This is a genomic window from Hymenobacter aranciens, assembly GCF_030580865.1.
Classification (GTDB): Bacteria; Bacteroidota; Bacteroidia; order Cytophagales; family Hymenobacteraceae; genus Hymenobacter; species Hymenobacter aranciens.
Genome location: NZ_JAUQSY010000001.1, coordinates 89,278 through 104,803, shown reverse-complemented (window position 1 = coordinate 104,803; position 15,526 = coordinate 89,278). Strand labels below are relative to the sequence as shown.

The following is a 15,526-nucleotide window of genomic DNA, read 5'->3' as shown; positions in this document are numbered from 1 at the left end:
GGAAATGGACCTGTGCTTCAAGCAGTCAAACCCGCTTATTCCACCACCACGCGCTTGGCGACGGGCTGGCCGTCGAGCGTCAGGCGCAGGGTGTACACCCCAGCCGCCAGGCCGTGCAGGTTCACCACCGTTTCGGCCGTGGGCAGCGCGAGCGAGCGCACGCGCTGGCCCAGGCTGTTGAGCAGCTCGGCGGTGGCCACTTTGGCGGCCGGGCGCAGCACCGTGAGCTGGCCGTGGGCGGGGTTGGGGTAGGCCAGCACCTGGGCTTCCAAAGCCGCGTTGGCCGAGGCCAGCGGCGCGGCGGCGGGCATCAGGTTCAGCCAGAAGCGGCCGGGCGCGGTGAAGCTGCTCATCGTGAAGGCGTAGCTGGCTCCGGCCGTCAGCACCGTGCGGGTGTTGGTCAGGTTATCGGCCAGCTCGGCGCGGGTGCCGGCGGGCAGATTGGCCAGCGCGGTGGCCGTGAAAGCGTACGCGCCCAGCGCGGGCACGCCCACCGTCAGCGGCACGGCCGTGGCCGTAGCGAAGTCGGCCCGGCCGTCGATGGCCAGGGCTTCGCCACCCGCCGCCAGCGCGGCTAGGTTCAGGCCGTGCGAGTTCGGCATCTTGGCCGCGTCGAAGGCAGCATCGACGCCGGCGGTGGCGCCGGCTTCGGCGTAGAGCGTGAGGTCGTCCGAGAGGTTGTTACCGGCCAGGGCCAGCGTGAGCTGCGGGCGCACATCGGCCGCGCTGCGGCGCACGGGCGCTTGCCGGGAGAAGCTCGTCACGCGGTTGGCGTTGGTGAGGGCGAGGCTGGCCGTGGTCTGGCCGGGGGTCATGCGCACCCAGAAGCCCTGGCTGCTGCCCACCAGCGCGTTGCCGCCTACGCCGTTGACGTAGCTGCGGAAGCCGCCGCCGTACTGGCTGCTGCTTTCGAACACGTACACCGCCGCGTCGAGGTTGGTACGCTGGCTGGCCTGCACGGTGCTGAAATCCAGCGGCGAGGCGTAGGGGTTACCGAAGAAAATCCAGTCGGCGGTACCGGCGGCGGTCGGCCGATTGGTGCCAAGGGTCGTGGCCGTCTGGAAGGCGGCCCCGGTGAAGCTCAGGGTGCTGGCCCCGGGCAGCTGCACGGTCCGGCCATTGCCTTGCGCTACGTTGTCCGTCAGGCTGGCGGGCGATATCCAGCCTTTATCGAAGTCCGATACGCTCGTAGCAGGCGAGAGGGCCACCTGGTCGACACTATACCGGTACACCGTGGGGAAAGGCGTCACCAGGCCTGGCGTGGTAGCCGTGTTATAGGCATCATTCACTACCTGGGCCGTGCCGCCCGAGGCGAAGGCAGCCACCGTTTGTCCATCTACGGGGACGGCCAAGTGGCGGTAGCCCAGGCCTGCGTTCTGGCTGCCGTCGATGTAGCGCTGCACGGTCACGTTGCCCGTGACCTGGCCGGTGCTGTAGTTGGCCAAGAGAGCCGTGCCGTTGGCATCCGAGAGCAGCGTCAGGGCCTGGCCGTTGGTGGCAATGCCCCCGGCGTTGAATATCTCCACTGCCCGCCGCACGGCCACCGCCTGCGAGAGCGTGAGCGTGCCCGTATCGGCTTTGCTTAGGTAGGCCACTTCGGCGGGCAGGCCCGCGCCGGTGATTTGCGAGCCGGGCCGGTCGTATAAGTAGAAAGCCTGGGGCGAGAAGGTGCGCGTGCCCGTCACCTGCACGCTGCCGGTGGCTCCGCTGGCGCTGATGCCGTCAGGCGAGCAAATGCTGATTTGGCTGTTGGCTTCGAGCACGAAGTTGCCCGAGCCGCTGATGGTGGCGCAGCCCGCGCCGCTGTTGTAGATGGTTTGCACCCGGCCGCCGGCCTGCACTTGCAGCGTGCCCAGCACTGTGATGTCGCCTTGCAGGAGGGCGCTGCCGCCGTTCTGCACCGTGATGTTCTGGTAGGTGCCCGGTGCTACGTTCTGCGGGGTGCTGATGACCAGCGAGGGAATGGCCGTCACGGTGAAGCTCACGCCGCTGGTGGTGCCACCGACGGTGGTCACGGTCACGTTGCCAGTGGTGGCGCCGGTGGGCACCACGGCCGTGAGGCTGGTGGCCGAGGTGAAGGTGACGCTGGTAGCGGCCGTGCCGTTGAAGCTGACGGTGCTGGTGCTGGTGAAGCCGGTGCCCGTGAGGATGATGCTGGCGCCTACCGGGCCGCTCGTGGGCGAGAGGCTGGTGAGGGTGGGCGCGGCCGCCTGGTTCAGGCGCACCGCTACCGAGGCGGCATTACTGGCCGTAAGCAGGTCGAGGTCGCCGTCGCCATCTACATCGGCGGTCACTACGGTGCGGGTGCCCCCGATGGCTACGGCAGTGCCGGCCGCGAAGCTGCCGCTGCTGCTGTTGCGCAGCACCGATACGGTGGCGCTCCCACCGTTGGCCGTGAGCAGGTCGAAGTCGCCATCACCGTCTATATCCCCCGCCGTTAGCGAGTAGGGCTGCACGCCCACGGTAATGGTGTTAGCGGGGTCGGCATCGCCCGTAAAAGTGCCGCTGCCATCGTTGAACCGCACCGACACAAAGCCCGGATTGCTGCCACCACCGAAGTTGCTGGTGGCAATGTCGCGGGTGCCATTGCCATCCACATCCACCGCCACTACCGCGTAGGGTAGGTTGCCCACGGGCACGGCGATGATAGTGGGGAAGCTGCCGTTGCCGTCGTTGAGGCGCACCGACACCGTGGCTGCTCCCCGGTTGGCCGTCAGGATGTCGAGGGCCCCGTCGCCGTTCATATCGGCGGCCACTACCGACTGCGGCAGGCCGCCCACCGCTACGTTGTTGGCCGGAACGGCTTGGCCCGAGAAGCCCCCGGTGCCATCGTTGAACCGCACGCTGACGCTACTACCAGCATAGTTGCCCGCCAGCAGGTCGAGGTCGCCGTCGCCATCCAGGTCGGCCGCTGCTACCGACTGGGGCGTGTTGCCGACGGGCACGTTGGTCGTGCCCGAGAAGCTGCCGCTGCCGTCGTTGAGCCGCACGGCTACCAGACCGGTCGAAGCACCGTTGGCCACCAGCAGGTCGAGGGCGCCATCGCCGTTCACGTCGGCCACCGTCATCACCAGGGCCGCGATGCCGATGCTCACGGTGCTGGTGGCGTAGGTGCCGTCGCCGTTGTTGAGGCGCACCGTCACCGAGTTAGCGCCGCCGCCCACGTTGGCCGCCAGAATGTCGAGGCGGCCGTCGCCGTTCACATCGGCGGCTACCACCGAGGCCGTGGCACTGGCCGTAGCGAGGTTGGGCTCGGTGGCCGGGGCCACGAAGGTGCCCGAGCCGCCCGTGGCCGCCGCCGTAAACTGGTAGACCTGCTTGCTGGCCGCCACGCTCGTGCCGCTGAGCACGGTGGCGGGCACCGTCACCTGCACGTTTTCGCCCGCCTGGAAGTCGTTGGCCGGGGCCACCGTGAGGGTGCTGCCGCTGGCCGTGGCGTTGCCGCCGCGCACCAGTTGCCCGCCGCGCTGCGCCGAGAACACGCGCACGTTGCCGGCCGTGGTGGCATCCAGTGCCTGGTCGAAGGTGAGGGTCACGTCGCTGCTGCGCGGGGCGGCAATGGCGTTGCGGGCCGGCGTACGGCTGCTCACGTTGAGCTGGGCCTGGCCGGCCAGCGGCAGCAGCAGGAGCCCGGTCAGGGCGGGGGTGCTGGCTTTCAGCAGAGAAGAGAGGTTGTTCATAGGCTTCGAAGTGAAGGGATGAAGTGAAAAGCGTACAAGTAGCTGGCAGCAACGAACGACCCGCCCCCGGTGGCACCGCCAGGCCTGCCCCACCGATTGCGGGCCGGCCCTCGTGGCAGGCCAGGCGCAGGGATACAACACCAGGCTTATCCCGCCTCACGCAATCAGCAGCTTAGCCATCCGGCACCGCGCAAGTTGTTCGTGCTGGCAAAAGTATCGGGTGAGTTTGCCCTTAAAAAAATCCAGCGTGTAGCCTAAACAGGGTATAGGCCGCATTTTTTTTATGTGAAGTCCTTGGCGCCTGTATTGCCCCAAGGTCCACTCGCTACCTGCCCGGCTACTATGCAAAAGGCCCGCCTCCGGGTCGGAGGCGGGCCTTTTGGAGCCTGTAAAGGGTGGTTATTCCACCACCACGCGCAGGGTAGCCGTTTCCTTCCCGGCCTGCAGGCGCAGGGCGTACACGCCCGCCGCCAGCCCGGCCGTGGCGTAAGTGGCCGTAGCTCCACAAGCTGATAGCGCCAGCGTGCGGGTGCTCACCACCTGGCCCAGCGCATTGAGCAGCGTGGCCGTGGCCTGCGAGGCGCCCGCCACCGCGGGCAGCAGCAGCGTGAACTGCTCGTGCGCCGGGTTGGGGTACACCAGCGCCTGGGCGGCCAGCGCGCCGGCGGCCGTGCTCAGCGGCGCAGCGGCGGGCGTCAGGTTCAGCCAGAAGCGGCCGGGAGCGGTGGTGCTGCTCATGGTGAAGGTGTAGCTGGTGCCGGCCGTCAGCGCGGTGCGGGTGTTGGTCTGGGTATCGACCAGCTCGGCGCGGGTGCTGGCGGGCAGGTTGCTGAGGGCGGCGGCCGTGAGGGAGTAGGCGCCCGGCGCGGGCACGCCCACCGTCAGCGGGATGGCCGTGGCCGTGGCAAAGGCGGCGCGGCCGTCGATGGCCAGGGCCTCGCCGGTAGCGGCTACAGCGGCCAGGTTCAGGCCGTGGGGGTTGGGCAGCTTGGCGGCGTCATACGAGCCGTCGAAGCCGGCCGTGGCCCCGGCCTGGGCGTAGAGCGTGAGGTCATCCGAGAGGCCGCCGCCGGCCAGGGCCAGCGTGAGCTGGGGGCGCTGGTCGGCCGCGCCCCGGCGTACGGGCGCCTGCCGGGTGTAGCTGGTCACGCGGTTCGTGTTACTGAGGTCAAGCTGGCCGAACGTCTGGCCCTGGCTGACGCGCATCCAGAAGGCCTGGGCGACGCCCACGAGCGGGTTGCCGCTGCCCACGCTGTTCACGTAGCTACGGTACTGCCCGCCATACTGGCTGGTGCTTTCCCACACGTACACGGCCGCGTCCAGGTTGGTGCGCTGGCTGGCCTGAATGGTGCTCAGGTCCAGCGGCGAGGGGTAGGGGTTGCCGAGGAAGTTCCAGCCAGCATCGGCCGCCGTGGCCCCGCTGGCGCGCTGCAACTGGATGAACCCAGTGCTGTTGCCCACTTGCCCGGTGAAGCTGAGCGTGCTGGCGCCCGGCAGCTGCACCGTGAAGCCCTGCGTGGCCAGGTTCGCGGCGGCGCTCAGGCTGCCGGGCGAGGCCCAGCCCTTGTCGAAGGCCGACAGGCTGGTGGCGGGCGAGGTAGCCAGGCGGCTCTGGTCGTAGTAGAACACGGTGGGGAAAGGTGTCACCAGGTTCGGGGTGGCCGAGGTGTTATAGGCCGGGTTCGCCACCTGCGCGGTGCCGCCCGAGGCGAAGGAGCCGATGGTCTGGCCCGTCGTGGGGGCGCTGAGGTGGCGGTAGCCCAGCCCGGGGTTCAGCGTAGGGTCGATGTAGCGCTGCACCGTCACGCTGGTGCCCGACACGACGCCGCTGCCCAGGTTGGCCACCAGGGCCGTGCCGCTGGCGTCGGAGAGCAGCGTCAGGGCCTGGCTGTTGAGGATGAGGCTGCCCGCGTTGAGCGTGAGTACCTGGCGGATGGCCAGGGCCTGCGAGAGGGTCAGGTTGCTGTTCTTGGTCGAGGTCAGGTTGCGCACGGTGGCGGGCAGGCCGCTGCCGGTGCTCTGCGCCGAGGGGCCGTCGTACACGTAGTTGGCATCCGTCGAGAAGCTGCGCGTGCCCGTCACCTGCACGTTGCCGGTGTTGCCGCTGGCGCTGATGCCCCCCGCCGAGCAGATGCTGAGCTGCGCGCCCGCCTCCAGCACGAAGCTGCCCGAGCCGCCGATGACGGCGCAGGTGCCGCTGCCAATGGTTTGCAAGAGGCCGCCGGCCTGCACCTGCGTGGTGCCCAGCACGGTGATATTGCCGGCGAGCAGGGCCCGGCCGCCGCTCTGCACCGTGATGTCCTGGTAGGTGCCGGCCGCCACGGTCTGCGTGGTGCTGATGACCAGTGAGGGGTAGGCGGCCGCAAACGGCTGGCTCAGGCTTTGGCTGCACGGCAGGGTCAGTACCACGTTGCCACTGGCAGCGGCCCCGGCGGGCACCACAAAAGTGAAGCCGGTGGCCGACAGGCCGGTGATAGTAGCCGCAGCGCCGTTCACGGTGAGGGCGGTGGCCCCGGCCAGGTTGGTGCCGGTGGCCGTTACGGTACTGCCCGGCGCGGCTGGGTTGGGGCTCAGGCTGGTGAGGGTGGCAGTGGGCGCGGCCGTCACGGTGATGGTGGCGGTGGCGGTGCTGGTGGCCCCGTTGGCATCGGTCACGGTGAGGGTGACGGTGGCCGGGGTGCCCACGTCGGCGCAGCCAAAGCTGGTGCGCGAGAGGCTCAAACCGCCGCCGCTGGCAAAGCCGCAGCTGGCGGTGCTGCCGTTGTTGACCTGGGCGGGCGTGAGCGTGGCCGTGCCGTTGGCGGCCAGGGCTAGCGTCACGTTCTGGGCCTGGGCCACGGGGGCAGTGCAGGGCAACGTCAGCCTGGCTATGTAGCCGGTGTTCCCGGCCTGGTCGGCTCCCGTGCTACCTAGTAAGGTTTGGCTACCGAAAGTAGCTCTTATACGGAAAGTACCTGCTACCAGCACGTCGCCAGAGGCCACTACTGCTACTGCCGAACCCTCATCAATGCCACTGCCACCGGCCCGCACTGCCCAGGTACAAGTGCCGGTAGCCGCGCCAAACCGAGCCACGCATGCATCGCCTGCACCAGCCGAGGTTAAAGCGGTAGGTGCCGGACTGGTGGGAAAGCTGATGGTATTGTTAAAATAGCCGGTCAGTACCGCATTGCCACTACCATCTGCTGCTACTGATGCCCCCAGTTCGTCGCCAGGGCCTCCGGCCCGGTTAGCCCAAGCGCACGCGCCGGTGGCAATCGCGTATTTAGCCACGAAGATATCGGTGCCGCCCGCCGAAGTGAGGCTGGTAGCAGCCGGGCTGGTAGCGAACGTAGCCGTGCTGCTAATTCCTCCCGTAATCAACACGCTACCATTGCCATCTTTGGCCACCGCATAGCCCGCATCGTTGCCGCTGCCTCCGGCTTGCACCACCCACGCGCAGGCACCGGTGGCCGCCCCAAACCGGGCCAGAAAGATGTCACCCTCACCAGCTGAGGTTTGGTTAAAAGCACCAAAGCTGGCCGTACTACCAAAGCCGCCCGTTACGATAGCATCCCCATTGCTGTCTGCGACGACGGCATAGCCAAAATCCCGAGTACTACCGCCAAACCGCACCGCCCAGGTGCAGGCTCCGGTGTTGCCATCAAATTTAGCTACAAAGCCATCATTGCTGCCTGCCGACGTCAGCACAGTAGCCGTAGGGCTGGTGGCGAAGGGAAGGGCGCCTCCGAATTGCCCCGTCACATACACATTGTTGGTGGCATCCACCCCCACGCCGTAGGTAAGGCTACCATCGGTACTTTCTGCGTTTACGGCCCATGTCCAAGTACCCGTAGTGCCTGAGAGCTTCGCGACGAACATATTGAGGCTACTGGCCGAAGTCAGGACAATCGGGCCAAATCTGGCCGTGTTGGAAAAATATCCTCCTATGATGACGTTATCATTACCGTCCAGGGCGATACTGTACCCTATCTCGTAACCATTACCGTCCACCTTCGTTGCCCACAGCCATGCGCCGGTGCTACCACTACGCTTCGCCACGAAAATGTCCTCGTTTCCAGCAGCGGTCAATACGATGCTGCCTAACACTAAGGTATTGGTAAAGTTCCCAACTACGTATTGGTTTCCAGCGGCGTCGGCCGTCATCTTATAGCAGAGCGACGAACCGCTATTCCGCGTTGGATTAAAGCTCACAGCATCGGTAAAGGTGGGGGTCTGCGCCAGCGCCAGCGTCGGCAGCAAAGCCAGCCACAAACTGGCCACTAACGCCCGGCCTAAATGAGCCAGGACTATGCTACCCACATAAGAGAAAAGGTGTTTCATAGAGATTTTGGTACCAGCAGCAGCAGGCGGTCTATTCAGCAGCCATGCTATTGCCCAATTTGATGCGATGAAAAAGTGAAAATAAACAACCAGAATGGCGCAAAGATAGATGCTGGTTTACAAGAGTCGGAATGGCCGGCGTACGCACGCCGGTACGTGCCACAGCAGCCTCATCAAGAGCGATGAGGCTGCTGTGGCAGGTCTTATCCAGGTGGTCATCGGGCAAGCAGCCCGGCAGCAGGCGGGTCGTTAGCTCAAATCCACCACGTAGTGCCCCACGTAGGCCGTGGCATTGCGCACCAGCAGCAGCGCGCCGCTGCCGTGCCCCACGCAAAAGGCCCGCCTCCGGGTGGAAGCGGGCCTTGCTCATTCGCATTGCGGTGCTGAATTACTCCACTACCACGCGCAGGGTAGCGGTTTCGGCGCCGGCCTGCAAGCGCAGGGCGTACACGCCCGCCGCCAGGCTGGTGGTGCTATAGGTGGCCGTGGCGCCGCCCGCCGTAAGGGGCAGCACGCGGGTGCTCACCACCTGGCCCAGGCTGTTGAGCAGCGTGGCCGTGGCCTGCGAGGCGCCCGCCACCGCGGGCAGCAGCAGCGTGAACTGCTCGTGCGCCGGGTTGGGGTACACCAGGGCCTGGGCGGCCAGCGCGCCGGCGGCCGTGCTTAGCGGCGCAGCGGCGGGCGTCAGGTTCAGCCAGAAGCGGCCGGGAGCGGTGGTGCTGCTCATGGTGAAGGTGTAGCTGGTGCCGGCCGTCAGCGCGGTGCGGGTGTTGGTCTGGGTATCGACCAGCTCGGCGCGGGTGTCAGCGGGCAGGTTGGCCAGGGTGGCGGCCGTGAGGGTGTAGGTGCCCGGCGCGGGCACGCCCACCGTCAGCGGAATGGCCGTGGTGGTGGCGAAGTCGGCCCGGCCGTCGATGGCCAGCGCTTGGCCGGTGGCGGCCAGCGCAGCCAGGTTCAGGCCGTGGGGGTTGGGCAGCTTGGCGGCGTCATACGAGCCGTCGAAGCCGGCGGTGGCCCCGGCCTCGGCATAGAGCGTCAGCTCGTCGGCCAAGCCGGCCCCGGCCAGGGCCAGCGTGAGCTGCGGGCGCGCATCGGCCGCGCCCCGGCGCACGGGGGCTTGCTGAGCGTAGCTGGTCACGCGGTTACTGTTGTTGAGAGTCAGTTGACCGCTGGTCTGGCCGGCACTCACGCGCATCCAGAAGGCCTGGCTGCTGCCGATGAGTGGGTTGCCGCCGCCCATACCGTTGACGTAGCTGCGGTACTGGCCGCCATAGCGCGAGGTACTCTCCCACACGTACACCGCCGCGTCCACGTTGGTACGCTGGCTGGCTTGCACGGTGCTCAGGTCCAGCGGCGAGGGATAGGGGTTGCCGATGAAGTTCCAGCCCGCGTCGGCGGCCGTGGCCCCGCTGGCGCGGCTCAGGGGTATCGACCCATTGCCGTTGCCCACCTGCCCCGTGAAGCTCAGCGTGCTGGCCCCCGGCAGCTGCAACGTGAACCCGCGAATGGCTATGGGCGCGGCGTCGGCAAGGCCGGTGGGCGACGCCCAGCCCTTGTCGAAGGCCGACAGGCTGGTGGCGGGCGAGGTAGCCAGGCGGGCCTGGTTGTAGTAGAGTACCGTGGGGAAGGGCGTGACCAAGTTGGGCGTGGCCGAGGTGTTGTAGGCCGGGTTCACCACCTGCGCGGTGCCGCCCGAGGCGAAGGAGCCGATGGTCTGGCCCGTCGTGGGGGCGCTGAGGTGGCGGTAGCCCAGCCCGGCGTTGCGCGAGCCGTCGATGTAGCGCTGCACAGTCACATTGCCCAGTATTGCGCCCTGGTCCAGACTGGCCACCAGGGCCGTGCCGCTGGCGTCGGAGAGCAGCGTCAGGGCTTGGCCGAAGGTGTTGAGGTCGCCCGCGTGAAGCGTGAGCACCTGGCGGATGCTCAGGGCCTGCGAGAGGGTCAGGGTGGTGGGGTTGGTCGAGCTCAGGTTGCGCACGGTAGCGGGCAGGCCGCTGCCGGTTACCTGGCCGCTCGGACCGTCATACACGTAGTCGGCTCCGGGCGAGAAGCTGCGTGCGCCCGTTACCCGCACCGCGCCGGTGCTGCCGCTGGCGCTGATGCCCCCCGCATCGCAGATGTGCAGTGTGGCCCCGGCATTCAGGGTGAAGCTGCCCGCGCCCGTCAGGGGCTGGCAATTGGTGGCGAGGCTGCCGCTGATGCTCACGGCGCTGTTCACCACCACGGCCCCGCTCAGGCTGGCAAAGCCGGTGCCGGTCACGGTGATGCTGTTATAGGTGCCGGCGGCCACGGGGGCGGCCGTAGTGCCGGTGCTGATAACCAGGTCGGGATAGGTGACGGTCACGGTGAACGTCAGCCCGTTCGAGGTGCCGTCGGGCGTGGTCACCGTCACGAGGCCGGTGGTGGCGCCGGCGGGCACCAGCACCGTCAGGCTGGTGGCGGTGTTGTTCGTAATGGTCGTCTGCGCGGTGCCGTTGAAGCTCACGCTGGTGGCCACGGCCAGGTTGGTGCCCGTGAGGGTGACGCTGGTGCCGATGGGGCCGCTGCCGGGGTTGATGGCCGTGAGCGTGGGCACGGCGCAGGCCGTGAGCACTACCGCGTTCGAGGGGTTCGAGGTGCTGCCGTCGAGGCTGGCCGTGACGGTGTAGCTGCCCGCCGTGCTCGTGACCAGCGGATTGGTGGTGCTGCCGCCCGGCGCGAAGGTGAACGTGGCTCCGCTTACGGCCGTGGGCACGTCGTTGCGGCTGCCGTCGGCGGTCAGCCGCGTCAGGCCGCCTACCAGCGCGCCACCGTAGCGGGCGAAGTCGCCCCCGACCAGTAGCTTGCCGTCGGCCTGCACCGCTACGGCATACACGGTGCTGCTGAAGCCCGTGCCGATGGTGGTAAAGCCCGTGTCGCGGCTGCCGTCGGTGTTGAGGCGGGCCATGCGGCCGGCGGCCACGCCCTGGTAGCCGCTAAAGTTGCCGACCGCCAGCACCTTGCCATCGGCTTGCAGGGCGAGGTGTTGCACGATATCGTTGAAGCCCGTGCCCACAGTAAAGCCCGCGTCGCGGCTACCGTCGGCATTCAGGCGCACGAGGCTGTTGGCCGCCGTGCCGCTGTAGCTGGTGAACTGGCCGCCGGCCAGCACCTTGCCATCGGCCTGCACTGCCAGGGTCAGGATGGTGTTGCCGAAGCCCGTGCCCGCTAGGGTGAAGCCCGCGTCGCGGCTGCCGTCGGCGTTGAGGCGCATGAGGCGGTTCTGGGTGCCGCCTTTGTACTGGGTAAACTGGCCGCCCACCAGCACCTTGCCGTCGGCCTGCACGGCAATGGCCGCCACGCTGCCGTTGAAGCCCGTGCCGATGCTGAAACCCGTGTCGCGGCTGCCGTCGGCGTTCAGGCGCACCAGCCGGTTGAGGCCAGACGTGTTGTTGAAATTGGAGTAGAGGCCGCCCACCAGCACCTTGCCGTCGGCCTGCAGGGCCACGGCGTACACGTCGCTGCTGAAGCCGGTGCCGATGTTGAAGCCCGTGTCGCGGCTGCCGTCGGCGTTCAGGCGGATGAGGCGGCCGGCCGCCACGCCGTCGTACTGGGTGAAGTTGCCGCCCACCAGCACCTTGCCGTCGGCCTGCACCGCCACGGTTTGCACCAGGTTGTTGAAGCCGCTGCCGACGTTGAAGCCCGTGTCGCGGCTGCCATCGGCGTTAAGGCGGATGAAGCGGCTGGCCGCTGTGCCCTGGTAGGTGGTAAAGCTGCCGCCCACCAGCACCTTGCCGTCGGCCTGCGCCACCACGGTCTGTACGTAGCCATCGAAGCCCGTGCCCGTGGCGAAGGCCGCCGTCGTAGCCGAGGCCGTGAGGGTGCGGGGCTGGCAGGCATCGAGCGGCCCGGCCGGGCTGAGCGTAGCCACCAGGTCGGTGCGGGGTGTGTAGGTGAAGTTGGTGCTGCTGCTTACGCTGGCACCGTTGTTGTCGGTGAGCGTGAGCGGGCCCGTGGCCGCCACCACCGGCACCCGCACCGTGAGGCTGGTGGCCGACTGGCTCACGAAGTTGGTGGTGAGCGTGCCCGTACCGAAGCGCACGCCGGTCACGACATCCAGGCCGGTGCCGGTGATGGTGACGGGGATGCCGGCCGGCCCGCTGGCCGGTGTGAAGCTGCTGATGGTGGACACCGGGGCAGTTACCGTGAATGGCAGCCCGTTGGTGGTGCCGTTGGGCGTGGTTACGGTGAGAGTGTAAGTGCCGGGGGACAGGCCGGCCGGCACCGCGATGCCGGTGATGCTGGTGGCGCTGGCCACCACATAGCCCGCCGGGGCGTTGGTGGCCGGGCCGCTGGCCGGGGTGAAGGTGATGGCCGCGGCGCCGCTCAATAAGGTGCCGGTGGCCGCGAAGGTGCTGCCGGCCGCCCCGCTGCTGGCCGAGAGGCTGCTGAGCGTAGGCAGGTCGAAGGCCACCCGGCCCAGGAAGTTGATAGTGCTGCCGGCCGGGTTGACCAGGGTGATGCTGCCAAAGGCAGCAACGGGCACGATGCTGCCCCCGATATATACCGCACCCCTTGCGGCAGCAATGCCGTAGCCGAAATCAACGTTGTTGGCGCTGGCGCCGCTGCGTGCGCCGCCGTTGGCCAGACTCGTGCCCGTGTCGATGTAGCGCGCCACGAACAGGTCGGTGGTGTTCGTGGTGACCTGGGTGGTGCCCGCGATACGCGAGCCGGGACCGCTGACGAAGTAGCCCGTCACGTACACGTTGTTCACGCTCCCGGCGCTTTCTGCCGCAATGCCCAGGCCGGCATCGTTGCCGGTGGCGATGTCGGTGTTGCTGCCGCCGTCGCTGCGGGCGCCGCCGTCGGTCAGGCCCGTGCCCGCGTCGGTATACTTGGCCACAAATAGGTCGTTGCTGGTGCCAGTGCCGGCCAGCGTGGTGCCCGCAATGCTGGCGCCGGTGCCGCTGGTGAAGTAGCCCGTCACGTACACGCTGTTCACGCCCCCGGCGCTCACCGCCGCGATGCCCATACCCCGGTCTTCGTCGGCAGCACCGCCGCCGCTGCGGGCGCCGCCTTCGGCCAAGCCCGTACCCGCGTCGGTGTAGCGCGCCACGAACATATCGACATTGGCGCCGGTGTTGGCCAGCGTGCTGCCCGCAATGGTGGTGCTGGTGTTGCTGGCGAATGCGCCCGTTACGTACACGCTGGTGATGCCCCCGGCACGCACCGCCGCAATGCCGTTGCCGAACTCGCTGCTGATATTGTTACTGCTGCTGCTCAGGGCCCCGCCGTCGACCAAGCCCAGGCCGGCGTCGGTGTAGCGCGCCACAAACAGCTTGGTTCGGGTGGTAGGGCCAGACAGGACGCTGCCCGCAATGCTGGCAACGGTGGGGTCGTTGTTAAAATAGCCCGTTACGTACACGCTGGTGATGCCCCCGGCGCTTATCGCCGCAATGCCTTGGCCGCCATCGGAGCCGCCGCCACCGCCGCCTACAGCCCCGCCGCTCACCAGGCCTGCGCCCGCGTCGGTATAGCGCGCCACAAACAGGTCGGTGGTGCCGCCGTTGAAGACCAGCGGGCTGCCCGCGAAGCTGGCGGCGGAGCTCTGGAAGGAGCCCGTCACGTACACGCTGCTCACGCCCCCCACGTTGGCTACGGCAATGCCCAGGCCCCGGTCGTCGCTAGGGCCGCCACCGCTCACGGCGCTGGTGAAGGCGCCGGCCCTTGCATCCCACTTGGCCACAAACACATCGTAGCTGCCCACGCTCACCAGCCGGGTGAGGCCGAAGCCCACCGTGCCTTGGAAGATGCCCGTCACGTACACGTTGCCGGTGGCCGCGTCTACGGTCGTGGCCCTGGTCTCGGAGCTACCGCCCTGCAAGGGGCCTTCGACGTTGCCCCAGCTTGGGGTGGTCCCGGCGTCGGTCAGCTGCCCCAGCAGGGCCGAGTAGATGGGGGCCAGCCGCCGCTCCCCGCTGCCGAAGGTGCCCACGCCGGCGCCCACTACGCCGCCGACATACACGCTAGTGGTACCCCCGGCGGCGGCAATGCCGTAGCCGATGTCGGCACCGCTCCCACCGCCGCGCACAGCCCCGCCGCCGGTCAGGCCCGTGCCCGCATCGGTGTACTTGGCCACAAACACGTCGGTGTCGCTGTTGGTGCCGGGTAGCGAGGTGCCCGCGATGCTGGCGCTGGTAGTGCTGGCGCCGCTGGTGAAGTAGCCCGTCACGTACACGCTGGTGGTGGTGCCGGCGGTAATACCCAGACCTCGGTCGGCACCGCTGCCGCCGCCGCGCACAGCCCCGCCGCCGGTCAGGCCCGTGCCCGCATCGGTGTACTTGGCCACAAACACGTCGGTGCCGCTGCTGGTGCCGGGTAGCGAGGTGCCCGCGATGCTGGCGCTGGTAGTGCTGGCGCCGCTGGTGAAGTAGCCCGTCACGTATACGCTGGTGGTGGTGCCGACACTCACCGCCGCAATGCCCTGGCCCGAGTCGGTGCCGGGGCCGCCGCCGCGCACAGCCCCGGCGTTGGTCAGGTCCGTACCATCGTCGGTGTAGCGCGCCACAAACACGTCGGTACCGGTGGCGGTGTTGGTCAGGGGCGTGCCCGCAATGCTGACCCCGGTGCCGCTAACGAAATTGCCCGTCACGTACACGCTGGTGGTGGTGCCGGTGCTCACCGCCGCAATGCCCTGGCCCGAGTCGGTGCCGCTGCCCCCGCCGCTGCGGGCGCCGCCGTCGGTCAGGCCCGTGCCCGCGTCGGTGTACCTGGCCACGAACATATCGACACTGCTGCCGGTGCCGGGCAGGGTGGTGCCCGCGATGCTGGTACCGCCGCCGCTGCCTATTTGGCCCGTCACGTACACCGTGTTGGTTGTTCCGGCGCGCACTGCCGCAATGCCGTAGCCGATTTCCGAGCCGCTGCCCCCGCCGCTGCGGGCGCCGCCGCTAGTCAGGCCCGTGCCCGCGTCGGTATACCTGGCCACGAACATATCGACACTGCTGCCGGTGCCGGGCAGGGTGGTGCCCGCGATGCTGGCGCTGGTGCCGCTGGTGCCGCCGGCAATGAAGTAGCCCGTTACGTACACGCTGCTCACGCCCCCGGCACTCAGCACGGCAATGCCCAGGCCCCGGTCGTTGCCGGTAGCGCCACCGCCGCGCACGGCGCTGGTGAAGGCGCCGGCCGCCACATCCCACTTGGCTACAAAGAGGTCGTCGGCGCCCACGCTCACCAGCCTGGTGTTGCCGAAGGTGACCGTGCCGGTAAAGTAGCCCGTGCTGTAAACGTTGCCGGTGGCTGGGTCCACGGCCGTGGCCTGGGTGGTGGAGCTACCGCCGATGGTCGGCTCCACGTTGTTGCCGCTGGTGGCCAGCTGCCAGGAGGGTGTGGTTTGGGCCAGGGCCGGGCCAGCAGCGGCCAGCAGCCCGGTGGCCGCTAGCAGCGCCCGCCCAGGCCGCGCCAGCCCGGACAAGAAGGTAGCCGCCTGCCGGAGCAGAGGATAATTGTTGGACATAAAGAAACGTAAGGTGATTGGTTGGATAAGAAACACAGGCGGGCTCCCCGAC

4 protein-coding genes are annotated in these 15,526 nt (G+C 68.2%); all 4 read right to left on the bottom strand.

Features of this window, described 5'->3' with window-relative positions; genetic code table 11:
- Positions 1–35 precede the first annotated feature (35 nt).
- A complete protein-coding gene (locus Q5H93_RS00345; RefSeq protein WP_305004480.1) occupies positions 36–3,680 on the bottom strand; it encodes an FG-GAP-like repeat-containing protein in 3,645 nt (1,214 codons plus the stop codon).
- A 399-nt stretch (positions 3,681–4,079) separates the two neighbouring features.
- Positions 4,080–8,000, bottom strand: a complete 3,921-nt coding sequence (locus tag Q5H93_RS00340; protein WP_305004479.1) for a beta strand repeat-containing protein — start codon at positions 7,998–8,000, stop codon at positions 4,080–4,082.
- Positions 8,001–8,031: 31 nt separating this feature from the next.
- On the bottom strand, positions 8,032–8,370 hold the full coding sequence (locus tag Q5H93_RS00335; RefSeq protein WP_305004478.1) for a hypothetical protein: 339 nt from the start codon (positions 8,368–8,370) through the stop codon (positions 8,032–8,034).
- Between the two features lie 18 nt (positions 8,371–8,388).
- The gene (locus tag Q5H93_RS00330) at positions 8,389–15,474 is read right to left on the bottom strand and encodes a beta strand repeat-containing protein (protein WP_305004477.1); all 7,086 of its coding nucleotides are present in this window, start codon (positions 15,472–15,474) and stop codon (positions 8,389–8,391) included.
- Between the last annotated feature and the right edge of the window lie 52 nt (positions 15,475–15,526).

Excerpts from the sequence above, each read along its gene's own strand:
- Q5H93_RS00345 (WP_305004480.1), bottom strand. The coding sequence starts at position 3,680 with ATGAACAACCTCTCTTCTCTGCTGAAAGCCAGCACCCCCGCCCTGACC.
- Q5H93_RS00340 (WP_305004479.1), bottom strand. The coding sequence starts at position 8,000 with ATGAAACACCTTTTCTCTTATGTGGGTAGCATAGTCCTGGCTCATTTA.
- Q5H93_RS00335 (WP_305004478.1), bottom strand. The coding sequence starts at position 8,370 with ATGAGCAAGGCCCGCTTCCACCCGGAGGCGGGCCTTTTGCGTGGGGCA.
- Q5H93_RS00330 (WP_305004477.1), bottom strand. The coding sequence starts at position 15,474 with ATGTCCAACAATTATCCTCTGCTCCGGCAGGCGGCTACCTTCTTGTCC.